This window comes from Nocardia brasiliensis ATCC 700358, from assembly GCF_000250675.2.
GTDB lineage: Bacteria > Actinomycetota > Actinomycetes > Mycobacteriales > Mycobacteriaceae > Nocardia > Nocardia brasiliensis_B.
Genome location: NC_018681.1, coordinates 5,607,744 through 5,633,093 on the forward strand (window position 1 = coordinate 5,607,744; position 25,350 = coordinate 5,633,093).

Genomic DNA, 25,350 nt, shown 5'->3' on the forward strand with positions numbered 1-25,350 from the left:
GCGCATCACCACTCGGGCCCATACGGCTGCTCAGATGTCGTGCGTGTGATGGGCTCGGCACCGGATCGGTTGTCCCAGTGCGGATCAGCAGTGGCATCGGCTGCTACCTCGTTGTCCCACAGCGTGCTGGCCTCGCTGAACACAGCGGCCTGGATCGGTTCGTCAGCGCCCTGTCCCGGTGAGCGTGCGGTGGGCGTGGCGCCGGCCCGGCCGAGCAGGACCTCGGGGCGCGGTGGTCGCGGCCCGGGCTCGCCGAGAGCGAACCCTGCGGCGCCGAGGTTGTCGATGCTGCGTCGGGCGTCGTATTCGACACCCGACCACGCCGCGGCGTGCCAGCGTTCGTAGAGCCCGCTCGCGCTGTACCGGTCCACGGTGGCGTCGAACAGCCGTTGCCAGCCCGCGCTGTCGCGGCCCCACAGCTGCCCGCATTCGGCGCCGGTGAGATCGAGCAGACCCGCCGTTGTCGCGGCGCGCTGCCAGATCGCGTTGAGGTTGCGGTCGAACTGTGTCTCGGCATTCCCTGGGGAAGGCGACCGGCGGGCGTTGCGATGGGCGCGGTGCTGCACGCGAATCGCGGCCATGTGCTCGAGTCGCCAGACATCGCCGGCGAGAGACTCGACCATCTGCGCGCGGTGCAGATCTTCACCCGCGTGGTTGCCGGTCTGGTAGCGACCGGCGTCCCAGCGCAGCTGGCGGGACCCTTGCTGAATCGCGTGGGTGACCGCGGATTCGGGCAGCCCGACCGTCGCTCGTGCGCGGGCCAGAATGTCGATCCGCTGGCCTGCCAGCCAGTGCAGATCGGTCTGCCAGAGCTGGAGCTGGATCTCGCCGCTGCCGTGATCGGGCTGGTAAGGGCCCGGGCCGTCGAGGAGCAGTCTGCGGTGCTGGGCGAGGGTGTTCTGCAGCTGTTCGAGTAACCGAAGCTGCCAATAGGGTAGCTCCGACAACTCCGAGGGTGGTTGATTCATCAGGATGCTCCGATCACGAAAGATATTGAGCGATAACGGCTTCAAGTCCCAGTGGCGGGCGGGTCATGGTTCGCTCCCGTAACCAGGGGCGGTGGACGCGGCGCCGGGGGCGGGTTGACTCGGCGGCGGTGAGGTGTCGGTGAAATCCTCGGCAACGGTTGCGGCGTCGATCGCGTCGTCGATCGCCTTCCCGCTGTCGATTTCACGGGGCGACTTCACACCGGCCTCGGTCACGGTGTCGGAGGTGGGAGCAGCAGACACCGCGCTGGGGCCCAGCGCGAGGATTTCGGCTCGTGCCAGCTCGACCATGGCTTCGGCGTGGATGGGCATGTGCCGGGTCATGTCGAGGTGCAGCAATCCCGCGCGCCGCAGCACCGAGACCGGCATGGCCAGCGGGGCGAGATTGGCGCGTGCCGCGGCGGCGAACTCGGTCGCCAGATCACGGTCGGTGCGCGACTGTGTCTGCGTGGCAACGGCTTTCGCCCAGTTCCGGCTGCCTCCGCGCGACCACAGATGTAGGCGTTCTTTATCGCTCAGCTCGAGCACATGTGACACCGCGCCGAGGCGTTGCCAGGTCATCCCGATCCCGGAGCGGAACCCGGCGCGTTCGTCAGCGGCGAGCTCATCACCGCAGCGCAGCGCGTGGGCGGCTTCGAGGCCGGCGAGGTCTTGCAGGGCATGGATTTCTCGGCCCAGGCGCGTGAGTAGCGCGCTGCGATCCAGCGGGGGGTCGTGGAAGTGCCGGTTGGAGGTCCATTCGTCGCCGCGGATGCCGGACTCGCGGCAGAAATCGATCCACCGCACCGGGCAACCCACCAGCTGCGCGGTGTCCTCGAACACGATGCGGCAGCGGTCATTTATCGCCAGCTCATACACCACATCCGGCGGCGGCGCCGGATAGCCGGCCGCGTGCGTGTCGCGGACCGTTCGCCATGCGTTGCACGCGAGGTTCTGCACACTTTGCAGCATCAAGGCCTGAATAGCGTTGGGCGCGTGCATCTCACCGCACCTGCCCACCAGTGTGTTCAGGACACTCGATCTGGATGGTCATGGTTCGACACCCGCGTCCGGACCGAGCGTTCTGGACGGCGTGATGTCGACCTCGAAGCCCCGCTCTGGCTCTGCCTCCAGGCCAGGCGTGCCGGGGTTGGTGGCCGCGTCGAGGGCCTGCTCGAACACCGACCCGTCTGCGATGTCGGGCTCCTCGTCCTCGGCCAGGTCGGCGAGGGTGCCTTCGAGGTAGGCCTGCAGCGTGAGTTCCTCGGTCAACGCGACAACGTCGTCGACGGTCACCGACCGTGACGCTCGGGACGGGACATCGGCGTCGGGGTCGTCGACGACGTCGGCGTCGATGATCTCCTCGCCCGCATCCTCGGCTCCCTCGGGCTCGAGAATCGCGAGGTCCTTGCCGACTGCGATGTCATTGGCGATCGCGGCGTCGATGACATCGTCGGGATCCACACCGGTGTCCTCGGTGAACCGGCGGGTGAACGCCTCCTTGGCGTCAGTCAAGTCGTCGGAGAAACTGTCTTGAGCGTTCGCCGCCGCCGCGGCGAAGGCCGCCTCCGACACTGCGCTCTCCGCGTCGGCGCCGAGCGTGTCGGCGAGTGTGTCGCTCAACCCTGCTGCGCGACGGCGGATCACCAGCAACAGCTGTTTGTATTCCTTGTCGATCTCGTGCAGTTCGCTCTCACGGGTTTCGCGGTTCTTGTATGCGCTGATCTGCTGGTCGTGGATTTCGTTCTTTCGCCGTTGTTCGCTCTTGCCCGCGTGTTCGCGGCGTTCGAAGTCTTTGTCCGCGCGCCCGATCAACCGCCCGGTCCGGCGCACCTCCACCTTGGTCAGCTCGTCGGCGTTCTTGATACGGGCGTTGACCTCGTCGATCCGCGCGGTGTTGAGATCGCGCTTCTGGCCGACAGTTTGGACGTGTTCCCAGACCCGCACCTGATGCTCGAAGGCCGAGCGCTGTTCGCGTTGATCCGCGATAGCAGTGCGTTGTGCGAACTCGGTGCGTGAGCGTGATTCCCCGCCGGCGTTGCGGATCAATGCCATGGTCGAGGTCGCGGTCTGCATGGCTTGGACGAAACCCTGCCGGATCGCTTGACCGCTCTCCTCGACCGGATCGCCGCTCATGCGATCACCTCCAGCCCGGACAATCGCCAGGCCGCGGTGGTCGTGGCACGGGTCGCGCGGGCATAGACCGCGAACACGAGGCTCGGCTCGTCGCTGGGTTGCAATTGGACTGCGAGGACTCGGTGGGCGGTGGTGGCGGTGTCGGGCGGGTGGTCGTCACGGGTTAGGCGCACCGCGGCGGCGATCTCGATCCCGTCGGCGCGCCATCGCTGCCACTGAGCGACGGTTATCGGCGCCCATACCAGCGCCGAGTGTTCGCCCTGCTGCGCGAAACCCGGCGTCATCAGCTCGCGTGCGGTACGGAACGCGACACGTTGATCGGCCTGTTCACGTGGCGAGTAACTGAAGATCGTGGTGATCGCCGCGCTCAGCACCGACTCCGCTGAGCATCGATCGACGGTGGCCTGGTTCGGCTCGAACCCTGTTCTCGCGCATTCGGGTACCGCGCTCGGCTGCTCGGCAACCGTCGGTGTGCTACATCCGCCGGCGATCATCGCGGCCATGACACTCGCCGCCAGCCCGAACCTCGATGTAGATGTGTTCATGCTGGTGTCCTGCCGGTCTGGAGCAGCGGGGTCAGATCGCTGGTGTGCCAGTCGACGGCCTCGGGCGCGTCGCGTTGTTCGGCGGCCGGGTTGCCGGTTGTGGCGGTGCTCACTTCCAGGACCAGCCCGGCGGCCTCGGCGGTCTGGTGCAGGCGTGTGCACGGGATGCCGCGGCTACGGAACAGCACCAGGGCCAAGCGCGCTACGTAGACACCTGCGTAGTTGCGGGCGTGCTCGGCGAGCCAGATCGCTTGGCGCGCTGACGCTTCGGCCGCATCAGCTGCGGTGCGGATCGAGCCGGGGTCGCTGAATTCGTCGCGCCACAGGACTCGGCCGTCGTGTGCGCAGAGGGTGAACCGGGACATCGTCGCGGCCGACCACAGCCGCACCGTCGGGCCGAGCGCAGTCAGCCGTGCGCGCTGTCGTTGGGTGCGGCGCCGGGTTTCCTCGATCTGGTGGAGCCGGTCGTAGTCGATCCCTGTGTGCACCAGCAGCGCGTCGACGTAGCAGTCGAACTCGGTGTCGGTGCTGAAATGGTGCTGGGCGGCGATGCGGTCGAGCTGACGGGTGCGGGTGCATCGTCGCAGTTCGTCCGCGCGCACGCGGACAACCATGTCCGGCGTCACCGGCGTGGCGGTTGGGGGGTGTTTCATCCTCGACCTCCTATGTCGAAGTGCTGTGGTTCGAAACCGCAATGTCATACAGCCGTACGCAGAGTGAGAGCCGTTGTGTTTCACGCTCTTTCGTCGACGGTGCGGTCATGGTTCGGCCTCGATCTCGATGTACGCTTCTGCAATCGGCTCGTTGCCGGCGGCGGTGCTGTCGGGTGCCGAACCGTCTGTCTCGGTGGTGGTCGCGGCGGTGATCGCGTCGGCGATCGCGATGCCGTGCTCGGAGCTCTCGGCTGCGGTGGTGTGGGGGTGTGGGCTGTCGGGTGCGTGCCAGAGTTGTTCGGCGGTGTGTTTGAGCTGGTCAGGTTCTGGTGGAGCGGGTGTGCCGGTGGGGTCCAGCCCGACGATTTGTAGGGCGTGGAATCGCATGCGTGCGTTGCCGAGCGCGGTGGCGGTGGTGCAGTCGTGCCATCGGCGCGTCAGCTGCGCGACCGGTAGCGATCGCATCGAATCCAGCAGTTCTGTCCACCGGCGGGGATCGGCGCTCCAGCGGTTCCCGATCTCGGTGGCGGTGATGTTCAGTCCGCGGGCGACCATGACGATGCGCCGCCACTGCAACTGCTGGAGTTCATCGAAACGACCGGTCCTGGTCGAGGTCAGCCCGCCGACATGGTCGCGGTAGACGGCCTGCAGTGCGGCCATCTCGTAGAGGTGGTCGACCTCGGTGTGCAAGCGTTGCAGCTGCTGGTCCCGCGCTTCGGCGGCACCTGCGGGTAGCTGCTGGCGGGCGTTCCAGAACAGGCCCGTGCTGCCCTGTTGTTTGACGAACTCGATCCATCGGTGCGGGACGGCGAGCTCGCGGGCTTGTTCTTCCAGTAACTGCACGGTCGCTTTCAAGTCGCCGACCATCTGGCGCTGCCCCCACGCGGTGCCGCCCGTGGCGGCCAGCTGCGCGGTCGCGTTCTGCAATTGCGTGAGAATGCCCGCCTGCACCTGCGTCGGGACCGCACCAGCACGCCGATCGTCTGCTCGCGGTGACATGCCGTCATCCCCGCACCCACCCGCAGCCAACGGGTTTCGACACGCGCCGATACGCGAGCGTTCGATACGCCGCGCCGTATTCCGCGGCCGCGCCGCCGTGCAGGTAGCCCCTGGCCAGGTCGGGCTCAGACATGGCGGTAATACGCTTTCACCGCTCCACTCTCGGCAGTGGTATCGAATCCCGCTGTGGCGGTAAGCGAGTCAGCGCCGTGAGTGTTCTCGAATGCCTCGCTCCATCCGGCGAAGTCGATCCACGCCGCGGTGTAGTCCCCGGCGATCGGGGCGGGTATCTCGGGGAGCCCGAACGAGCGCGCCAACATCGGCAGCCAGGGGTGCAAGGCGAGCGTGTGCGAGCGAAGCTCACGGTCCAGGTCCTGGGCGCGCTGCTGGTCCAGTAGCCCGTGTGCGGTGAACCAGTCCGCGTCCGCGCGCACCCGGCCCAGCCCGTACACCGCGGTCAGGTCATGCAGAATCTGTTGCGCTCCAGCATCGTTGGTTCTCGCCGCGACGGCGTTCAACGCCTCGAGGGCCAGTCGATCGTTGACCGCGCGCGCGAGTTCTACTGACGCGCAGTCGGGTTGCCGCGGCGGTGGCGGTGCGCCGGCGAGCAGGCGTTCGCGTTCGACAAGCAGCCGATGCCACCACGACCGGATCGGGGCGCCGCTCACACCGGTCAACCGTGGTCTTGCGCGGCGACGCACAACTCGCCCCGCAGCAGCGAGCATCGCTGAGTTCTCGCCTTCGGCGGTCTTGATGCCTTGGCATACGGTGATGTAGTCGCTGAGATAGTTGGCGCGCAGGATCCCTTGTGCGGCACAGCGTTCCCGGCACATCTCGAGTGCTGTCCAGGCGGTGTGGGAAGCGGCCGGTTTGGTGAGCATCCCCCACAACGCCACCTGCCCGGCATCGACGTCGTCGCGGGCGCATTCAGTGCGCACCGCGGCCACCAGCGCGGTCATCGCCCACACCTCGGCCATCGCGTGCACCAGATCGTGGGCCACGTGGTCGCGGGAGATCATCGTGGCCGCGTCCGGGCCCACGTGACGGCGCTGGGCATAGGCGATGGTCAGAGCCAGTCCGGCGCGTGCCGCCGATACCGCCGCACCGGCCATACCCAATCGCGCCGCATACAGCGGGCTCATGGTGCGGGCAAAACGCTGCGCAGTGGTGAGTTCGCAGTGGAAGCGCCCGCGCTCGTCGAACCATCCGGCATCCCCGCCCAGCAGCGCCTCCTCGGGTACGAGCGCACCGTGGAAGCGGGTCAGGGCGTTGTCCATCCACAACCCGAAACCGTTGTCGGACAACGCCACAACATCCGCGCCCTCGATCAGGCCGCTGGTGGTGCGTAACCGCACCAGCAGCGGCCACACTCCCTCATCGACGCCGTCGACGAGAAGCCGGGCGGCCACGACCACACACCGCGGTAGTGGGGTGGCGAGGTTGGGCATGAACTTCACCGACGCCGCTGTGGGGCTGTCCAGGCGCAAGCAGCGTTGTTCGGGTTGCCAGGTGGCGGTGGTCTCCAGATGGATCGCATCAGTGCCGTGCCCGAGCTCGGTCACCAACGCGACTCCGCTCACCGCACCGGTGTCCAACTCCTGCAAGCACGAGGACTGCAACTCCGCGCCGTTGCCGAGTTCGGTGATCGCGGCGATCACCAGCTTCAGATGCCCCGACAACAACGCCAGCAGCCGCGGCGCCAGCGCCGCCGCCCAATCGAAGAGCCGATAGCACTGCGCCTCGTCCGCGGCGATCGCGAGCGCGGATCCACCCAACGCCGAGATGGCCTGCTCGAGCAGCGTGTAGCAGTAGCGCGCCTCCTCGGCCTGGGTCTCCCCTGTCCCGGGCCGATCACCCAGTGCCGCCACCGCATCGCGGACATCCGTCTGACGGACGTAGTCGTCGCGCTCCCCCAGGACTGCTCTCGTCAGCGACGCCAGCGGCTCTGCCGACTTCTCAGCGCTGGCCATCGGTGGCGCGAGAGCTGGCGGCTGTGGTCGTGTTCTGGTCTGGGGGTATGCCATGGGAGATGTCCTTCCGATAGACGCGGTGGTCCGCGTTGGTTGCTCGTAGTCAGCGCGAAACCACCGAGGGCCAGGCTGATTCATGGGTCGAGGCTGCGGGTTCACGCTTTGCCGGTCGCGGGTGTCGGTGGCTGGTAGCGGCGGATATCCATACGCTCGCCTTCCCACGCCGACAGGGGTGTGAGGGTGACGGTCTGCCCGGTCTGCGGGGCGTGCAGCACCATGTCGCGGCCGGTTTCGTCGCGGCCGTAGTAGATCCCCACGTGATGGGAGTCGCTCGCACCAGCCGAGGTGAAGAAGATCAGGTCGCCGGGAGCCTTCTGCGCGAACGGGACGTGTTGCGCGCTCGGGTGGTCCTGCTGGGCTTGGGTGTAGTGCGGGAGCCGGATCTGCCCGCCGGAAGCCTGATAGATCGCATACAGCGTCAGCCCCGAGCAGTCGAAACCGCCCATGGTCGGCCCGGAACTGTCCCCGCCGCCCCACACGTACGGGGTGCCCATCCAGCGCGCCGCGTGCTCGATCACCGCCCGCCCGAACCCACTGCCCGTCACCGGCACCGGTGTCCCCGAGCCGCCCGGCCCGCACCCACCCGCCGCCGCGCCGGGCTCGGTGCGTGCCATCGAGCCCACCTCGATCCCGGCGAACATCGCATACAGTCGACGCGCCAGATCCAGTTGTGCCGCATACGCATTCGGGCCCGACACTTCGATGGCCTGGGCGAGCTCGGCTGGTGACATCTGCTGTGCGGCCGCACCCAGGTGGTCGGCTTTGTCGTAGAACCAGTTGATCTGATAGATCGGGTCCATCAGCGCCGCGATACCGACCGAGCCGTGAATGCTGAACCGGATCTGGTGCGGGCCGACCGAATCGTGGTCGTAACCCAAGCCGTCGTTGGCGTAGCGAAGTGACTCCGGCACAGCCGGATTCGCCAGGTTCCGGAATGTGGATTCGGTGGCTTGGGCGGCGAGTTCGGCGATGATCACCGACTCGCTCATCCGGCGTTGTTTGCCGATCGCGACGCCGTTGCGGGCCAGCTGCAACTGGGCCTCGCTCAACCCTGCCACCGTCTGCCCCGTCGGCCCGCTCACACCCCCAGCCGTCCCGGCCGGTAGCGGGGTCGCACACGACAAGCCAGGATCGGCGCCGAGGATGACCAGCAGAAACAGCAGCAACGGGACCGGTACCGCAAACGCTGTCCCAGCAACGACTTTCGATGACGACTCCACGCGCGCTCACCGACAACCCACTGGGCAACCCTCGACGGTCGCCATGATCAAGCCGCCGAGTTCTGCAGGCGCACAGCTGTTGTGCGGCGTTGCGGTGCAGAGCAATGGCCATGGAGCATCGACCTCACCATTCGGGTCCGGGGGCGGGGCCGAGCTCTGGTGGCCGCGGCAGCGGCTCCCCGGCCGGTTCGGCGCCCCAGCTCTCGACAGCGGGCGCATCGAACACCGACTCCGGTGCGCGCAGCGGGATCTCGGTGCCGTCCGGCCCGAAGATGTCCACATCATCCGCGGCGCGGTTGGCCTCGTGGGCACCTATCGCGCGCCCGATCAGCACGTCCGGTGATGGCGCGCGCACCGCCGACGCCACGACATCGTCGTGATCGGCAATCAGGCCGGCGGTCACTCGCTGTGCATCCCATTCGATGCCTGCCCACGCGTAGAAGCGCCGTTGCTCCTCGAGGTCACCGAGGCGGTCGAGATCGAGGTAGTGCTCGGTGGTGCGCGAGACCAGCAGCTGCCAGCCCCGATCGTCGCGACCCCACAGCTCGCCTTGTTCGGTCTCGCTCAGCCCGGCCCTCGCGGCGGTGGCGTTCGCTCGATTCCACAGCGCGGCCATATTGCGGTCGTACTGCTCGGCGAACGGATCGGCACCGATCCGCCTGCCTGTCGGGGCGCGTTGCCCGAGCGCTACGTCGAGGGCGGCCATATGCTCGAGTGCCCACATGTCTTCGGCGATCGCGTCGAGCAACGGTGCCCGACCTGGATCATCGGCACGCACCCGCGGGGCATCGACCACCTGCTCGCTCCAGCGCTCCCCCAGCACACCGGCCTCACGCGCCGCGGCGATCAACCGGGGGTCGATCCCGGTCAGCTCGGCGCGCGCCTCGAGCTCGACACTCAATGCCTTGAGATCACGCGAGCGTGCACGCCAGCTCTCGATCGCGACCGCGCCACGCCCGTCACCAGGCCGATAGACCGGATAGTTGTGCTGCTGACCCAGTAGCCGCCGCGTCCCGAGCTCCACGATGCGGTCCAGCAACCGCGCTCGCCAGCCCGCGATCTCAGCCCGCGACGTAGGTAGATCGTCGGCACTCATCATCGAACTCCTTCCACAGCCGCTGCGCCGGTCGGTGTCGGGGCGGCCAGGTAGTCACAGATCTCGCCGTAGCGACCCGTTGCCTGGCAGTGCTGGTGTGTGGCAGCGATATTCATGGCCTCTATGCCTCCAGCTCCGGGTCGCGGCCGACGTCGAGAGCGGGGCCGGCCTCTCCGGGGTGATCGAGTTGCGCCAGATCTGAGGCGGCCCCGCCGAGTCCGGCGTCGACGGCCTCGGCACGGAAGGAGAGTTCAATGAGGCGCGGAAACCTTCAGCCGTTATAGGGCCTCGCCATTGTTTGCGCCCGTGGTCATCACGATGTGCACGAATCATTATTTATCTCACCCGGTTTCGCGGTGTTGTTGCTCATCGGCTTGCGTCTTCTTCGAGATGGCCTGGCTCGTGTCGAGCCACGCGAAACTGTCGATACAGTGATTGGTCGGGCCGGCCACCGCCCGGCCTGTGCGTCGTTTCCGAATGTCGTGTCCGCCGGTTGCCCATATCCGACGCGGGCCCGATCCGTTGGCCGGGGTCACAGGTCCACTCCCGCGTCAGGCCCCTGGCGAGGTGTATGCGCGGATTCGGTTGGGCCGCTGTCGCTGTCGGCTCCCCATGCCGAGTCCTGATCGGTGAGTATTGCGGCATCTAGGATGTCTGCCGAATGCGCTGCCGTTCGGATATCGGGTCCGTCCGCCCCTGCGCTCAGGTCCTCCACCACCTCGCGGACTTCCGGCGTGAGGGGCGGGACGTAGCCTTCCCCATCCTCCTCCATGGTCACCGCGACCGGTCCATACCAGCCGCTTGGATGCTTGTAGCCCAAGCGCCCAAGCACTTGATCAGCGAGCAGGTTCGGCTGCAGGCGCGGGTCTCCGAAGTCGTCGGCGAACCAGGCCCGCACCAGTCCCATGCCCTGGGTACTCAGGTCCGGTACGTGCCCGCGGATAGCGTCCCCCAAGCCCTTACCGTGGTCGCGGGAGCCGTAGACGACAGTGCCGTCCGGCCACAGCACCACGAAATCGGTGTGCTCGCTCATCTACTTACCTTTCCTGCGGCGGATAGCGAGGTAACTGCGTCCAGGTCGGCGCGGTGCACAGGAATTCCCCCGAAATGACGCCCTATTCGGGGTGGTAGGCAAATCCATTCGCGCCTCCTCAAGCGCTCTCGACATTCACTGCGACCCTTTTGATTCCGCCGCAGACAGGCTAGGTTTTGTGTCCTTGGTTCGCGCTCTGGCTGTTTCAATGGTTTACGCTTTCTGTATCGAATGTTGGAGCGCTCGCAGGACGGCCACGGTGTCGGTCGGGGTGAAGCGGTAGTAGACCCTCTGTTGGGGGCTCCCCAGCCCAACCGTCGCCGCGGCAGCCTCGAGCGCCGCGTCACCGTCGAACCCCGGCGACAACCGGCAGGAACCGCATTGAATTCGCGCAGGCGCAGAATGATTGAGAAGGCGCAATTAATCATGAGAACCTACAGCTGTAGCAGCGATGATTCCTTTGGCTGTCGCACCGGGCAGGTTGTCGAAGCGTCGGTTGGTGTTGTGCACATCGGCGGCGCGTTCGGTGGGGGTGAACACGAGCCGGAATGGGATCCCGGGTTCGTTCGCCTCGCCGCATTTGAGCAGGAAACAGCCTGTGCCGGGCGGTTGCTGGCGTCGTGAGGGGTCGAGGTCGTCGTCGCTGGGTGGGCGAGGTGCGGCCCAGGAGTTGATCAGTAGTTTCTCGGTCTCGGTGATGCCGATCGCGCCGCGGATGCGGTTGATTTCGTCGGGGCCGACCGGGCCGATGAGTTTGGCTCTGGATCGTTCGAAGAATCCCAGCGCTTTGGCTTGTGCGGCAGGGGAATCGAACGCGGCGAGGTCTTTGATGGTGTGCGAGCACATGATCAGACCCGTGCCCAGCTCCCGCTGTAGTCGGGTGAGGGCGTCGACGCGGTCGACCATGAAGTCTCCGACGCCGAGGACGCGCCAGATCTCATCCATGATGATCTCGAAAGTTCGAGGTGGGGCGAGCCCGGCGTCGGCGAGCGCGTGGGCGGCCGCGACGGCCCCGAATCCGTTGCTCCAGCAGACCATCAGGACCGCGGCGAGGAGTTTGGTGTCTCCTTCGGGGATGCGTGAGACATCGACGCAGATCGCGGGACTGTCGAGGGTGAGCTGGGTGGTGGTCGGGCCGTCGAAGACCGCGCCGAAGGGTCCTTCGACCAGCGCACGGAGGGAGCGGCGCAGCGTTTTCGTGTTGGCCCGGTAGGTGTGTTCGTCGTCTTCCTCGACGAATTCGCGTAGCCGCTCACCGCCGCCGGAGATGACCACGAGCAGGTCAGAGAGCACCGGTGGCTGCGCGTAGCTGAATGCGTTTGCTGGACTGTAGAGTTCGCGCAGTCCCGCGGCGAGGAGGACTTCTTCGTAGTCGGCGATGCGGGAGCCGCGCACGAGTTCGATGAGGCCGGCGATGATGTTGACCTGGTTGGCTTCCACGCGGGCGGTGATCCGGCGGCGCTGATCGGGGTCGGTCAGCCGTTCGACGACGGCGCCGAGTGCGCCGACGTCGAGGGGGTTGAGGGTGCCGTGGCCGTAGCCGACCTCGACGACCTGTCCGCCGAGTTCGAGGACGAGGTCGCGGTAGTCGGGGCGGGTGTCGCCCATGCACAGCACGGTCTCTCCGGCGGCGACCGCGCCGGTCACGATGCGCCGGATCAGGCTGGATTTGCCGAACCCGTTGAGCGCCAGCACGAAACAGATTGGGGCGGTGATGAAGCGCGCCAGAAACCAGCTCATCGGGTCGAAGTGCACGGGTTGGCCGGTGACGTAGTGGGTTCCGACCGGTGTGCCGACGGTGGGGGCGGATGCACCGACGGCGAAGGGCCACAGTCCGGCGATTTGGACGGTGGTGGCTCGCCATTCCGGGGTCGCGGGTACTACCGAGGCGCGGCCGCCGCCGAGGCCGCGGTAGCCGCGGTCGGTCAACGTGGCCAGCGATCGGTCGAAGCCATCGCCGCCTGAGCTGTCCACCCGGCGCGCGGCGGTGGAGCGGCGGTGATCATCGCTCGATATCGCCAGCCGCGCCCGCCACCCGCCGATCCCTGGCTTGGCGGCGGCCGCCTCGGCTGCGGTGCGCGCCCCGGGACTGAGCACCCGCACACCGGCAACCAGCTCGGTACGACTGGATCGAGAATCGTTGGTGGGCTTGGTTTTGTTCATGCCGACACCCGCGTGGAGATACTGGCGTGCTCGGGCAGGATCACACCGATCCCGAGGCTTGCGGCGAAACTGGCGGCTTGGCTGCCGTAACAGCGCCGCACCCCCAGCCGCGCCGCTGCCGTCATGGCCTTGACCGAGGCTTCGATACCGGGCATATCGGCGTCGAGGTGATCGGTCACCGTCACCCACAACCCGAACCGGGTCAGTCCCGCGCCGCGGGCCTGTTCCTCCCGCGCGGCGCCGGTGTTGCCGACCCTGATCCGCGCCGAGGCCGAGGAGATACCGCGTTCGGTCTGCTCGGCCGCCAGTGCGTCCCGGAAATCGTTGTCCACCATGGCCGTTGCCTCGGCGGCGGGGTGGAGCCGGTAAACGATCGCGACCCTTTTGCGGGGAACGTCGGCGCGGGGCCGCAGTAGCTCTTCGAGCACGGTCTCCATCACCGCACCGCGTGGTGCGGCGTCCATCTCCCAGGTGATCGAGCGGGCACCGTCGTGCACGTAGTGATCCCAGCGGTCCTCGTGCGCGAGCGGGCCGACGCTGTCCCACGATTGCGTGCTGGTGATATCGGTGCCCGCGGCCTCGCAATCACGTTGGGAGGCAAGGTCATAGCGGGAACGCACCAGCGCGAGGACCTCCCACGCCTGCAACGGTGTCGCCGGCAGTCCGGCACGCGCCAGCTGGGAGAGCACGCCTTGCAGGCGCTGGCCGATCTCGCGTGCCTGCTCGGCGTCGTCGCGGCGGATACGGCCTCGCCCGATGGCGCGGTAGGTGATCGCGACCCGCGCTTCGATCCGGACCCCGACCCCGCCGATGTCGGCAGCGGCCTCACGCATCACCGCCTGCGCGTACCGGGGTGCGTCGGGACGGATGAGGCGGGCAACTTCCCGTGCCTGCCGCAGCCGGGTTTCCACGACCGTCTCGAGCACCGAGGTCACCGCCACGACTTCCCCGCCGCGGCCTTGCGCGGCGAGGAATTGGCCGTATCCCTCTATCCAGGAATCGATCTGGGACTGATCGACGAGCTCCTTGCCACGCGGGACAACCCGCAACACCACCGTGTAATGGTCGGTGCGCCGGATATGGATCACCGCGAACCGCTTGCCACCGGAGGTTTCGTACTCGGACAGGCGCGAATGAGCCAGCAACCCGGGAAGCTTCGCGACGCCAGGGATGCGCGCGAACCGACCCGACCTATAAACCAGCTCCCCGCGGGTGCGTGCGACGGCGAATTGTGCTGCCAGTAAACATATTTCCCATCCGGATCGACCGTTGCGGGTCACCGCCAGCGGCGTGAATACCACCGCGGATACCACCAGCAGCACTGCTGCGACCGTCAGTGAGCGGCTGATCAGGAACCCGACCATGATCGTGATGACCAAACCGAGCCCCGCCATCGACACACCCCAGGTCAGACCGAAAAACCCTGCGGACCGGGGTCGTTCCCAGCGCCCGTACATGCGAGTACTCATCGCCGTACCTCCCCCGGCCCGAGGGCGTCGGGATCCAACCCGGCTCCGGTGGCCTCACGGGCCTGGGTCTCCGTTGCCGAGACACTCTGCTCGCCAGCGGCTTTCACGGCGTGGGCCGCCGACGCCGCCGGGACAGCACCCGTGGCCGCGGTTGCGGCACCCGTACCCGCTGCCGAACCAGTGGTTTTTGCACCGGCCGCCGTGGAGGTTCGGGAACCCACGTGGCCGCCGGTTCGACTCGCCGCGGGAGACGCGCTCGTTGTTCCGGAGGTGGCGGTGTCTTCGCTGGTAGAGCCGCCGGGCATCGGTCGACCACCACCGCCTCCACCGGATGGTTGCGACGGTGGCGGGCCGTTGCCGGGGCTGGGTGAGTTCTCGCCTTCGGTGACTTTGCGGCCTTCCGCGCCACCGGCACCACTGCCTCCCATGCCGGCCATCGCGACACCGGTGAGTCCGCCCGCGATCGCTGCTCCGGCGCCGCCTCCGCCGCCGAGGGTGGCGACGGCGGGTGCGACCAGGCGCATCAACGCCGGCAACACGATCACGGTCATGACCAGCAGCAGCATGCCGAGCAAGACCAGTTGCGGATCGTGCTGTTCGCGTCCGGCAGCGGTGAACGCGATCGCGTAGACCAGCGCACCGACCGGCTTCCACAACAGAAATGCCAGCGACCAGCTCAGCAGCTTCTTGTATGACTGCGACCCGGGCCCGGTACCCGACGCCGCCGCAGCAATAGGAAGAACCGCGACCACCAGGATCAACAGCGCCTGACGGACGACCAACATCATCAACTGCACGAGCATGCTGATCAGGCCCAGCACCCCGAGGACCAAGAGAACACCCGGCGCGAGTCCCGACCGAGTCGTGAGGTCGTAGTCGACCAGGCTCGAGATCGCCGCGTTGAGGTCTCCGCGGCTGGCATCGAAGATCACCCAGTCCGCGAACCTGTCCCCGGCGCGTGTCCCGGCGGTGATGAGGGCGGCAAATGTCATCGAACCGAACACCGCACGAGCCAACATCAGAAACGATTCCTGGGCCTCCCCCGCCACACCGCCGCGTTTGGCCAACGCCAACCGGACAGCAGCGAACAGAATCCCCGCGGTCAGCAGAACGACCTGCAGCCCGCTGGTGTATTCCCTGACTCCCGCCAGCGCGGCTCCGGGCCCGCCGTCGCTGCTGGTCAGTGCCGGCGAGCGAAACGAGGTCCACCACGTCATCGCCAGCCGCATAAGGTCGCTCAGGCCTTCGCACAAGGCACTGACCAGGTCGTCGAAGACCGAAATGCCAACCTTCGCGGCCGCATCACCAACCGCTTCACACGCCTGTCGTGGCCCCAACGGCAGGTCACAAACCTGCGGTAGTTCGAGCTGAGTGCGCTCGGGCCGGTTGCTCATGGCAGCCCCTTCCACGACCCGAACCCTGCGACGGTCAAGACCGGTGTTGCTGGGCCCCACAGGGTTTCGATGTCGGCAGGGACACGCACGCGCCAATCGCCGTTAATCCAGGTCATCGCCCAGCTCCCGACGGCGTAGCCGTCGTGTGTTCGGCTGGCGATCTGCACGACAGCCAGGTCGTCGCGATATCCCGGTTGCACGCGCACGCCCTCGGGAACCACGACATACCGTGCGGCGTCGGGTGTCGTGCGTGAGCGCGCAAATCGCGAAATCAGCGCCGGGCCACCGTCGTAGAACCGCTCACCTACCACCTGCTGCCAGGTCCCCTCGGGTGCCGCCAACGCGCGGCCCACCGCATCCAAGGCGGCGAGCACGGCCCCTTGCGGTGTGCGCGAAAAACCCGTCGCGATACCCCGTTCAGGGTCGATACGTGTCGGTCCGTCGCTGCTCGAGACCGGCAGCGCGGCTCCGCCCCATCCTCGCTGCCACTGCATTCCAGCTGGTTCGGTGATGAGGTAATCGCCGCGGGCCGGATCCGGGCGCGCCGCGGGGTCTTGCCCCAGCGCGACACCGCATTCCTGGCTCGGTACTTCCAGACGCGAGCCGAACAGATCCGTCGTCGGTGGCCGACTAACACCGGGTGACAGGTGTGGAAAGGACTGCTGGGGCAGTGTTGTGTCGCTCGGTTCACCGGCGGGGGTGTCGGAGGCGTGGTCGTCGCGGTTGATTGTCCAGGCGAACGCTGCGATGACGAGGGCGATGATGCTGGCAAACAGCACAGTCAGCACGCGCAGGGATCTCATCGTCGGCTCCTATCGCGGTGTCAGCGTGACCATCTCGGCCGGCGGGAGGTCCACGGTGCTGATCGGATTGGTGTGGGGGTGCTCGGGTAGGAGTAGTCGCCAGTCCTCGTCGTGCCAGATCACCTGGGCCTGGTTGCAGGTCAGGGAGTTGTCCGGGAAGAGGCTGTAGATCTCGACGTCCGCGGCCGCGGAGGTGTAGTCGGTGATCCGGTAGCCCAGCAGCGTGGGTATGTCATGTGTCGGTGCGCTCGTGATCGAGATCTGTAGGCGCAGGGTTGCCCAGTGGTCCCGCCCGGGCCCGGGGGCCAGCATGTGCTGGCCTACTCTGGCCCATTGGTTGTCGGTGGCCAGTGACATCCGCACGGTGCTGTGGATCGCCGCCAGCGCGGCGCTGGCCGGGCCGTGATCGAATCCACGGGCGACGGCGCCGTCGAGGCTGTGCGGGCCCTGATCGGTGACCGGCAAGTCCACACCGTTGAACGGCACCCATCGCAGTACGGTCGGCGGGCGGTCGACAGCGGCAACCGTAGCGCTGTGCTGACCGGCCGGCTGGTCGCTGCTGCAGGCAAGCAGGGCCGACAGGGCCATCGGTCCAGCCAGTGACAGTGCGGCACTGAGGGCCAATCTGTGTGTGCGAGAGGGTTTCACGGAGGTCTCCAGAGGTGGGTTAGGTCGGTAGGACCGTGATGGCGATCGCGCTCGCCGATCCGGCCAGGGCTGCGGCGAGCAGCGAGCCGATGAGTCCTTCGACGGCTTCGTCGCGGTAGAGGCGGATCGAGAGGAGCCCGCCGGTCCAGATCGCGCGGGCGATGCAGATCAGCAGGACGAACCAGGCGAGGTAGCTCAGCAGCAGTGTCAGCGGCGAAAGCACCTCGGCTGGCAAGGGTTTCGCGATCACCAGCCACCACCGCCACGCTCATAGGCGGCCCGGTAAGCGACTTCGAGGGCGGCCAGGATCGGTTCCGCCGCCGGACGGGGGTCGGTGCAGGGCAGCCAATGTCCAGCACCGGGGACCGTGTCGTAATCGGCCCAGATCTGTTCAGCGAACATGCGGGAGCGATGCGCTGCCACGCCAGGATCGAGGTGGCCGACCAAGACCCAGGTCGGGATCTCCCGCAGCACAGCGGTAACCGCATCGCGCAGCCCAGCTGCCAAAGAGGCCAGCAATTCTGCACCCAACGGTTCGGCGACCTCACCCTGAGGTCCGTCCCCAACCCGGCGACCGGGTTTCCGCGCGGGCCACGCACGCGCCTCCGGTGCCGAGCAGAGGTACCGGGCCGACTCTTCGAACGGGCCGCATCGGTCACGGCCGGTCACATCTCGCAATGTCGCGCCCGAAGTCTCTGGTGTGCACCAGGATTCGAGTGAGGGGTTGAACAGCACGATCCCCGACAACTTTTGTGTCGCCTCGGGTTTGTGTCGTGCCCATTCGAGGATCAGCGACGCCGCAGCCGCATGTGCTGTCAGCACGATCGCGCCGCGGGCGTGGTCGAGGACCGATTCGAGGTCATCGATCTGGGTCGCCGGACTCGACTGCGCAGTGCGAGAACCGGTGGCGGAGTTGTCGTGGCTGCGCTGGTCGTAGACGCACTGCGCGATCGCGCCGTCGAGCCGTTGGTGCAGATGCTCGACCAACGGTGTCCAGCACCTGGCATCGGCGCCCATGCTGTGGAGGTAGACCACGCTCGCGGGCGCGGATGCCGAGCCCACTCGCGCTGCGGTCAGGTGCGCGCCATCGCGCGCGAGGATGGGGAACTCACACCACACCGGAGGCAGGGGTCTGCTTGTTCGTGAACGGTTTTCGGTCGCCAGAGTGCGTGTGTTCGTCGCGTCGTCGCACGCAAGGCCAGGTGATTCGGTGGCCGGATGCGGGTGGAGTCGTGAGGCGAACATGGTTAGTTGCCTCCGGCGATGACGGCCTTCATGATCTCTCCGGCGCTGGTGGCGATGATGCCGCCGAACATGGCCGCGAGCAGGATCTTCGGGGATTCGACCGCCCCGCCGTGGAACCGTTCCCAGCCGAATTTTCCTCCGGCGTAGATCATCGCCGCGATCCCGGCGAGACTGACGAACCAGGCGAGGTAGTTCACCAGGTTCACGAACTTGCCTGTACCCGGCGGACTTGTCGGTGTGATGTGGATATCTTGCGCGAGCACGGTCAGCGCCTGCCCGACCGCGTACACGGTACTCATAACCTTGCCTCCGAACTTTTCTGTCCTGCAATCTGATTCGCCGCCGTACGGCTGACGATGTCGGCGCCCGCTCGAGAGACGTCCGGGGGCACCGTTTCGGTGAGCCGGCTGCGGCGGCGAGCGGGCGGTGCGGGTGTGAGGGGGTTGTATTGCGCCAGTTCGCCGAGTTCACGGACGAGGAGTTCGTCGTGCCAGCCGATGTCGTAGATCTGCTCGACCAGCTCGGCGACGACGCTGCGGTAGCGGCGCACCGGCGCGGGAACAGAGCCGGGTCGGGTCGGGGTCAGTGCCAGCCCGATCACGGCGATCCCGTCCGGGGCGCATCCGCTGTGCCATTCACGCAGGCGCTCCGCGGCGGCGGTAAGTCCGGGGATGCACAGGCGGGCTGCGATGAGGACCCGTTGCGTCGTGTGGGGGCAGGCGGGCCAGGCCAGGCCGGTGTCGGCGGCTGGTGCCCACCACCGCGCCAATGTGCTGGTCCCGGCGCCGCCGTGCGCGCCCAGCACTGCCCACAAGGGAGGATGTGCACCGGTGGTCGGGAGCGGTGCCTGCCGGACCGGCGCCCTGTGATCGGGGTCGGGGCCGAGGACCGTTTCCGGGTCCAGTCGTCCCCGTGGTGGTGGCGGGTCGCGATGTAGGTGCAGTGCGGTGCTCATGGTCAGCCCCGCTTCTGGATGTTGGTGATCACGGCACCGTGATCGTCGGTGCGGACGTTGATCAGTTGCAGGTAGTCGGTGCGGGTGCCGTCGGGGTGGCGTTCGACCAGGTGCACCTCGACCGCGGTGCTGTCGGTGAGCGGGGTGACCGCGACGCAGTGGGTCGTGCCGGCCGGGATCGAGGCGATCCCGGCCGCGAGCGCGTCGCCGACGAGCCCGGCTTCGGCAGCGACCAGTGCGAGGGCGGCGCCCGCATCGCGGCGCACGTAGTAGGCGTGTTCGAACGCCACGATCACCCCGGCCGGGCTGCGGGTATCGCCCGCGCCGTCGCTGACCGTCGCCCCGGAAAGACCGGTGCACGCACGGGCGTTCGCCACCGTCGTGCTGCTGCGAGGTGCTGCTGTCTGCGACAGCGGAACCGCTTCGCGACTATTCGAATGGTCGGGGGCGAGTGCGAATCCGATCCCTGCCACGCTCGCCGTCAGGACCGCGGCCAAGCCTGCCCACAGCCACCGTCGCCGGTGACCGGTCGGTGGTTCGATCCCGGGCCCCTGCGGACCGGGCTGGGGGATCCAGTGCAGTTCCGAGCCGAGTGCGGGTTCGCTGTCGGTGACCACCGCGCGGACCGGTTGCGCGGCGGGTCCTGCCGTGCGCAGCCATCCCCCGCCGTGTTCGACCGGCGCGTTGTTGGGGGTTCGGGTATCGGGCATGTGCGTGTCACCTCCTTGACGGGCTGAGTGCTGAGGTTGTGTGGGTGGGGCCCTCCGGGCGCGTGCCGGGGAGAGAATCAGGCGACAGTTGTGGTCGGGTACGTCGGCTGATCCGGTTGCGCCCGAAGGGGTTTAACGACCACCACCGGTCGTGGTCGGTGCGGTGGTGGTGCTGGTCGTGGGTTGTGGTCGGGCCTGAGTCGAAGTGGCGGGGCCGAGGTCGTGGGCCAGTGCGGCGAACCAGTCGGCGACCGCGGCGAGTGGGGCGCGACCGCTGGTGGTGGCGGGCACGGTTTGGTAGGAGCCGTGGCGGCCGGTGGTGGAGCTGTATTGGGCGGCGCCGGCGAGGGTGTAGAGCTCGCGTTGATCGGTGACCGTGCTGGTGATCGCCTCGAAGGCTTGATTGATCCATCGGCTGGCGGTCTGGGGCGGGATGAGTTCGGTGACCGCGGTGGCGACTTTCGCTCCGATCGCCGCGACCGCTGCCCAGGGATTGGCCATTCCGACGACCGCCAGTTCGGCGACGGTCGCGGGAGTGATCACTTTCTGGGCGAGCGAGACCACCGCGGACAAACCGAGGGTGCCGAGTTTGAACAGCGCCGACAGTGCCTCGTTCGGGCCAGGTGGTGTCGCGGTCGGGGCGGATGCGTCGGCGAGGCGCTGCCCCAGGGGTTTTGCCGGTTCGTAGGAGAGTTGATCGAGGCTGGTTCCGTGCAGGTCCTCGTTGACCACATCGACCGCGGTGGTGAAGGCGGTGGTCGAGAGTGCTTCTGCCACGGTGGATATCGCCGCGATCGGATCGCGCAGCTCCGATCGGGCCGCGATGTTGGCCACCGTGGTGGCCAAAGGGCTACCCGTGGGGGCATCACACGTCGCATCGCCGGGCACGCACAGCTCCGCGACACGTCCGCTCAGCGATCCGTAGTCGGCCGCAGGGACGCTGACGATCCCGGTACCGGTCAGGGGCGGATTCCTCAGCGATATCGTCGCGACCCTCTCCCCCGACGTGCCGGGTGCCGCGGCGGGAGTGCTGGCTTGTGGCCGTCCCGGGAAGACTGTCGCGTTCGCGGGTCGGGCAGGGTTGGCCAGCAGCGCGATACCGGCGATCTCCTCGGGGGTGATCGTGCTGGTGCCGCGGCCGACCTGTTCGGCGAACGTCGAGACCGCGGGTGCGCCCTGGGCGTAACCGGCGGCCGCCAGTTTCGTTGCCGGACAACGCTGCAGGACTTCTGTAGCGGCGGCTTCGAGCCGTTCTGCCGCAGCCGCGACAGCATCGTCGTAGGGCAAGGCCGTGCCGTCGTCGGTGTAGCCGAACGCGATGTAGGAGCGCTGGACCCGGTCTCCGGCTTTCGCGCTCAGCGGCCCGAACATTTGTCCCAGCGCACCGGTGTCGCTGGTCGGCGGGACATCCGGGCTGGTCTCGTCGGTGCCCTGCACGCCGAACACGTACAGGCTCGGGCACGACGCGCCCAGAGGCACCGTGCTCACTGGCGCCGCGAATGCTGCGGGACCGTTGATCACGATGGCCACGGCGAGCGCGACTGAAACAGCAACCGTCCGTGCCGGAACCCGATGGTGTCGCTTGTGGGATCTGATGTGAGGCATGGGTTTTCACCTCCTCGAAGGTTGGGGCCTGCCCGCACCCCCAGCGAGGGGTCCGGACGGTGCGGGCAGGCGATTCAGGTGGCTTGTGGTGGAGTCGGCGCCGCGGGAGTGGGGCGGCGTTGCAGGTAGCCGGCCAGTCGGGAGAGGGCTTCGCCGGCGCCTGCGGTGGCGGTGCCCAGGTGGCTGGTGGGGTATTCGCGCCAGCTCAGATCGGCACCGAGGCGGCGGTAGGCAGCGAAGAGTTTGCGGCCCAGCGCGATCGGGACCAGGGCATCGTCGGTGCCGTGGTAGAGATGCACGGGGACTCGGGGCTTGAACTGGGCGTTTCGTTCGTTGGCGAGCACGTAGCGCCAGATCGCGTCGCGCCAGGGGTAGGGCCGTTCGCACCACTGCCCCAGCGGTTGATGCTGATACTCCGCTATCAGTGTCGCGGCGTCCAGACTCGAGGCGTGCTCGATGACCGGATGAGCGTCCTCGAGCAGGATGTGGTGCACCGGCAGGTGGTGGTAGGCGCGCGACAACCCGATCAGCCCGGCTAATCCCAGCCCCGCCCACGGGCCGCCGTCGATCTCCGGAATCAACGCCCCCGGGTCGCCGACCGCAGCCCCGGCCGCAGCGCCACGCAGATCCAGCTCTCCGGCGTACTGGTGATGCAGTTCCGCGGTCCACAGCGCAGCCCGGCCGCCGTCGGCGAATCCCCACACAGCACTGGGCTGCTCGGTGGCGTCCAGCTCGGGAAGATCACGCACGGCCCGTGCCAGATCCAGCACTGCGTGCGCGCCCGCGCGGCCCGCCAGAAACTGCGCCGGACCCAACCCGGTCATTCCCGAGCCGAGCCCGTCAGGGATCGCCACGGTCCAGCCACGCGCGAGCGCCGCGGCGATAAACGGGGCCTCCGGCTCCACACCCTGCACCAGCAACTGCGATGGTGCGGGCCCGCCGAGGCCGTGAAATGCCGGGCAATACAACAGCGTCGGGCCGATACCGGCCACGTCGACGGTCGCCGATGCGACTACCACCGCCGAGGCAGGAATCGGTGCACTGAAACTGGTCCGGGTGGCGTATACGATCTGCCATGCCCGGCCCGCACCCTCCAAATCCGATAAATCTACGGCGCGTTGGCGCAGGATCGTTCCAGGCAGGTGCTCGTATCCGATTCGGCCGGTGTAGAACTCGTCGCGGGTAGCGGGTTCGGTCATGATCGGCTCGCAGCGATGTCGGTGGCCAAGGCGATCATCCAGGCGATGCCGGAGTCGAGTTGCCCCGAGGCGGCGTAACCGGTGTGGCGGGCGACGGTGTCGGCGTAGCGCGCCCAGATGGCCGGGTTTACCAGATCGGCGTTGTCGGCCACGAACTGACCCCACGCGGCCGATAACTGGCCGGCCAGTTTGGGCAGCAACGCGATCGGGTTCGCGGCCACGGTCGCGGTGATCTCGTTCCACCGCGCGCTCGCGGCCCCGTACTCGGTCGGCGACGAGTGTCGAGGGTCGGCGGCTTCGATCAACCGCTCAGCCAGGGACAGCTGTGGGAGGTAGTCGACATTTCCGTTGCCCACTTGAAAATCGTTGAGCAGCACAGCCGTCCACGCCTCACCCAGAGCCGTGGACAGAATCGCTTGCAGTGATCCCAGCCCCGTCAACGGGTCACGCAAATCGGCCTGAGCGGCGATTTCGGCACCCGCGCGCAGCACTGCCGCGCGCTCCGGCGCCGAGCATGCAAGGTCACCGTCGGTGCAGATATCGGCGACGCGACCGGTCAGCGCCCCGTAGGTGGTGTGCCTGTCAGCGATCCCTCCCCCGCCGGCGGATGGATTGGTGATCCGCACGCCCGAGACCGCACCTCCGCCCGTTCCCGGAGCCGGGTCTGGCGTGAACTGTCCTGGACGGCCAGGAAAGGTCGGGGCGTCCGGGGCCCGGTCAGGGTGGGCATACAAGGCGATACCGGCGATCCGATCCGCGTCCACCGGCCCTCGGCCCGCCCCGACATCGGCGGCGAATCCCGAGATCGCCTGAGCGCCTTGGGAATATCCGATAGCGGCGATCCTCGTCGCCGGACAGGCCTCAGCGATCTCCGATACCGCGGCATCCAGCGAGCGGCGAGCATCAGCGACCGAGACCGCGTACGGGGCGCTACCGCCACCGGGGACGGCCCCGCCGAAACCAGCCGGGTAGCCGATATAGCTGCGCTGCACCAGATCCGGGACAGCCGCCACCACCGGCGCGAGCAGCGCGCCCACCATCCCGGTATCTGCGAGCGGGTCCGCGCCGGGGCTGGATTGCCCCGTGCCCTGCACGCCCAGCACATACAGTGCGGGACAGCCCGGACCGATCGGCACCGCTCCCGCGTCCCCATCGGCGGTCATCGAGGTGAACGCGCCAAGGCTCGTCGAGACCGCTACGAGTACTGCCACACGTCGCGTCCTGGTGGCGGTCATGGCTGGCCCACCCCCACGCCCGCGCCGAACCCCGCACCGACCGTGCCACCGGCCACCGCACCGACCGTCGCGGCAGGAACACCGACAACCGCAGCTCCCGCTGCGGCACCGGCCGCAGCACCGAGCGCGGTCCCTGCGACGCCGGAGGTGACGGTGCCGATAATCGGAACCGGAATCACGGTACCCAGTGCGGCGCCCGCGATTCCGCCGATCGTTCCTCCGATCAGCCCACCCACCACCGCACCCGCCACCGCTACCGGAGCGCCAGCCACGACGGCACCTGCGGCGCCGCCGATCCCTGCCCCGGCCAGCGTCGCACCGCCAACGCGATCCGAACGCCCTGCGGGAATACCGATCGAGTCCAACGCTGTAGCCATCTGGGCTTCAGCCCCGGCCGCGACCTCGTTGATCGTGTCCGCGCAGTCCGGGGGCAGCCAGTCCGGGCGCGGCATCTGCCACTGACCGATGCGAATCGTGTTCTCAGGAGCCTCGATCGGCGCGACCGGCGGGACTGGTTCCGGCAGATGCAGCTCTTCGATCCGGACAGGCTCTACCGGCGCATCCTGTGGTGGAGCCGGGCGCGAAGGCGCCCAGTTTCGAACCTCGGGCGGTTGCCGATAGTAGGTCGTTGGAGGGGGTGACTCCGGTGCGGCGGTAGGAGGCTCCGGTGACGGGAGCGGTGTCGGGGTCGGTGTTGAGGTGCCTGGTTGCGACGGGCTCGTGACACCGGGTTGATCGGCGACAGCGGCTAGGGGTTCCACCGCGCCAGCCGCGCCTGCCGCCAAGATCATTGCGATCGGCACTGCGCTCGCCAGGACCGCACGTCGGCCGCGGATAGCGTTGCGGCTTGGATGGTTTCGTTCGTTCCAGGTCGCGTCGAACGGACCGGGACCACTAGTGAGACAACTTGTGGTTTTCCTTGATATCGGCATGCCGAAGCATCCTTCGTCCCGAGGGCCAAGTAAGAGGGTTTGGTAATCGAATGCGCGGTGAGGTTCTCTCCGCGCGCCTCCCAGTCGCGAAGGCGTGTCTGGGAGGCGACTCTCGAATGTTTCGCGTCAGATGAACGGAAGGATCAGCGTCAGCGCTTGATAAGCGACAGACAGCCCATTGGAGGCAAGGGACAGTAGGCCGTTCACCCACCCGAGGATCACGAAGGGGTCCAATTTAACTTCCTCTCAATCAGATTGGATAAGCATGTCCATCCAAACTCCACAACCCCTGACTTGACTAGTGTTTCGACCCAT

The 25,350-nt window shown here is 67.6% G+C and carries 25 protein-coding genes; all 25 read right to left on the minus strand.

What is annotated here, in order from left to right; translation table 11 throughout:
• Window positions 1–5 precede the first annotated feature (5 nt).
• Window positions 6–968: a hypothetical protein gene (locus O3I_RS24640; RefSeq protein WP_014985705.1), complete on the minus strand. Its 963-nt coding sequence runs from the start codon at window positions 966–968 to the stop codon at window positions 6–8.
• 63 nt (window positions 969–1,031) lie between these two features.
• Window positions 1,032–1,967: a hypothetical protein gene (locus O3I_RS24645; protein ID WP_014985706.1), complete on the minus strand. Its 936-nt coding sequence runs from the start codon at window positions 1,965–1,967 to the stop codon at window positions 1,032–1,034.
• A 48-nt stretch (window positions 1,968–2,015) separates the two neighbouring features.
• The gene (locus O3I_RS24650; RefSeq protein WP_014985707.1) at window positions 2,016–3,101 is read right to left on the minus strand and encodes a hypothetical protein; all 1,086 of its coding nucleotides are present in this window, start codon (window positions 3,099–3,101) and stop codon (window positions 2,016–2,018) included.
• Window positions 3,098–3,646 (minus strand): hypothetical protein, encoded by a 549-nt coding sequence (locus O3I_RS24655; protein WP_141692237.1) that lies wholly within the window; start codon window positions 3,644–3,646, stop codon window positions 3,098–3,100. The genes O3I_RS24650 and O3I_RS24655 overlap by 4 nt, the downstream gene beginning before the upstream one ends.
• On the minus strand, window positions 3,643–4,299 hold the full coding sequence (locus O3I_RS24660; protein WP_014985709.1) for a hypothetical protein: 657 nt from the start codon (window positions 4,297–4,299) through the stop codon (window positions 3,643–3,645). Before O3I_RS24660 ends, O3I_RS24655 begins: the two co-directional genes overlap by 4 nt.
• 105 nt (window positions 4,300–4,404) lie before the next feature.
• On the minus strand, window positions 4,405–5,298 hold the full coding sequence (locus O3I_RS24665; RefSeq protein ID WP_141692236.1) for a hypothetical protein: 894 nt from the start codon (window positions 5,296–5,298) through the stop codon (window positions 4,405–4,407).
• A 4-nt stretch (window positions 5,299–5,302) separates the two neighbouring features.
• Window positions 5,303–5,431 (minus strand): hypothetical protein, encoded by a 129-nt coding sequence (locus O3I_RS46830; protein ID WP_272944270.1) that lies wholly within the window; start codon window positions 5,429–5,431, stop codon window positions 5,303–5,305.
• Window positions 5,424–7,268: an acyl-CoA dehydrogenase family protein gene (locus tag O3I_RS24670; protein WP_041562855.1), complete on the minus strand. Its 1,845-nt coding sequence runs from the start codon at window positions 7,266–7,268 to the stop codon at window positions 5,424–5,426. Before O3I_RS24670 ends, O3I_RS46830 begins: the two co-directional genes overlap by 8 nt.
• Window positions 7,269–7,423: 155 nt before the next feature.
• Window positions 7,424–8,410 (minus strand): C40 family peptidase, encoded by a 987-nt coding sequence (locus O3I_RS24675; protein WP_141692235.1) that lies wholly within the window; start codon window positions 8,408–8,410, stop codon window positions 7,424–7,426.
• A gap of 262 nt (window positions 8,411–8,672) precedes the next feature.
• Complete coding sequence (locus O3I_RS24680) at window positions 8,673–9,644, minus strand: hypothetical protein (protein WP_014985713.1); 972 nt, start codon at window positions 9,642–9,644, stop codon at window positions 8,673–8,675.
• 532 nt (window positions 9,645–10,176) lie between these two features.
• A complete protein-coding gene (locus O3I_RS24685) occupies window positions 10,177–10,677 on the minus strand; it encodes a hypothetical protein (protein ID WP_014985714.1) in 501 nt (166 codons plus the stop codon).
• A gap of 420 nt (window positions 10,678–11,097) precedes the next feature.
• Window positions 11,098–12,840 (minus strand): hypothetical protein, encoded by a 1,743-nt coding sequence (locus tag O3I_RS24690; RefSeq protein ID WP_014985715.1) that lies wholly within the window; start codon window positions 12,838–12,840, stop codon window positions 11,098–11,100.
• On the minus strand, window positions 12,837–14,309 hold the full coding sequence (locus O3I_RS24695; RefSeq protein WP_041562856.1) for an SCO6880 family protein: 1,473 nt from the start codon (window positions 14,307–14,309) through the stop codon (window positions 12,837–12,839). The genes O3I_RS24690 and O3I_RS24695 overlap by 4 nt, the downstream gene beginning before the upstream one ends.
• Entirely contained in the window at window positions 14,306–15,763 is a 1,458-nt protein-coding gene (locus O3I_RS24700) for a hypothetical protein (protein ID WP_141692234.1), read from the minus strand. The genes O3I_RS24695 and O3I_RS24700 overlap by 4 nt, the downstream gene beginning before the upstream one ends.
• Window positions 15,700–16,506, minus strand: coding sequence for a hypothetical protein (locus O3I_RS42900; protein WP_014985718.1), 807 nt, complete (start codon window positions 16,504–16,506; stop codon window positions 15,700–15,702). The genes O3I_RS24700 and O3I_RS42900 overlap by 64 nt, the downstream gene beginning before the upstream one ends.
• A 9-nt stretch (window positions 16,507–16,515) precedes the next feature.
• Window positions 16,516–16,992: a hypothetical protein gene (locus O3I_RS24710; protein ID WP_141692233.1), complete on the minus strand. Its 477-nt coding sequence runs from the start codon at window positions 16,990–16,992 to the stop codon at window positions 16,516–16,518.
• Window positions 16,993–17,173: 181 nt separating this feature from the next.
• Window positions 17,174–17,404 carry a hypothetical protein gene (locus O3I_RS24715; RefSeq protein WP_014985720.1) on the minus strand — a complete coding sequence of 77 codons (231 nt, stop codon included), beginning with the start codon at window positions 17,402–17,404 and terminating at the stop codon, window positions 17,174–17,176.
• The gene (locus O3I_RS24720) at window positions 17,401–18,141 is read right to left on the minus strand and encodes an alpha/beta fold hydrolase (protein WP_167829174.1); all 741 of its coding nucleotides are present in this window, start codon (window positions 18,139–18,141) and stop codon (window positions 17,401–17,403) included. The genes O3I_RS24715 and O3I_RS24720 overlap by 4 nt, the downstream gene beginning before the upstream one ends.
• 260 nt (window positions 18,142–18,401) lie before the next feature.
• Window positions 18,402–18,698, minus strand: a complete 297-nt coding sequence (locus tag O3I_RS24725) for a hypothetical protein (RefSeq protein WP_014985722.1) — start codon at window positions 18,696–18,698, stop codon at window positions 18,402–18,404.
• Window positions 18,695–19,354, minus strand: a complete 660-nt coding sequence (locus tag O3I_RS42905; protein ID WP_014985723.1) for a hypothetical protein — start codon at window positions 19,352–19,354, stop codon at window positions 18,695–18,697. Before O3I_RS42905 ends, O3I_RS24725 begins: the two co-directional genes overlap by 4 nt.
• 2 nt (window positions 19,355–19,356) lie before the next feature.
• Complete coding sequence (locus O3I_RS42910) at window positions 19,357–20,064, minus strand: hypothetical protein (RefSeq protein ID WP_014985724.1); 708 nt, start codon at window positions 20,062–20,064, stop codon at window positions 19,357–19,359.
• Window positions 20,065–20,196: 132 nt separating this feature from the next.
• On the minus strand, window positions 20,197–21,552 hold the full coding sequence (locus tag O3I_RS24740) for a cutinase family protein (protein WP_167829175.1): 1,356 nt from the start codon (window positions 21,550–21,552) through the stop codon (window positions 20,197–20,199).
• A gap of 191 nt (window positions 21,553–21,743) precedes the next feature.
• Window positions 21,744–22,868, minus strand: coding sequence for a triacylglycerol lipase (locus tag O3I_RS42915; protein WP_014985726.1), 1,125 nt, complete (start codon window positions 22,866–22,868; stop codon window positions 21,744–21,746).
• Window positions 22,865–24,079, minus strand: coding sequence for a cutinase family protein (locus tag O3I_RS24750; protein WP_041564295.1), 1,215 nt, complete (start codon window positions 24,077–24,079; stop codon window positions 22,865–22,867). The genes O3I_RS42915 and O3I_RS24750 overlap by 4 nt, the downstream gene beginning before the upstream one ends.
• A gap of 20 nt (window positions 24,080–24,099) precedes the next feature.
• A complete protein-coding gene (locus O3I_RS44990) occupies window positions 24,100–24,375 on the minus strand; it encodes a hypothetical protein (RefSeq protein ID WP_141692232.1) in 276 nt (91 codons plus the stop codon).
• Between the last annotated feature and the right edge of the window lie 975 nt (window positions 24,376–25,350).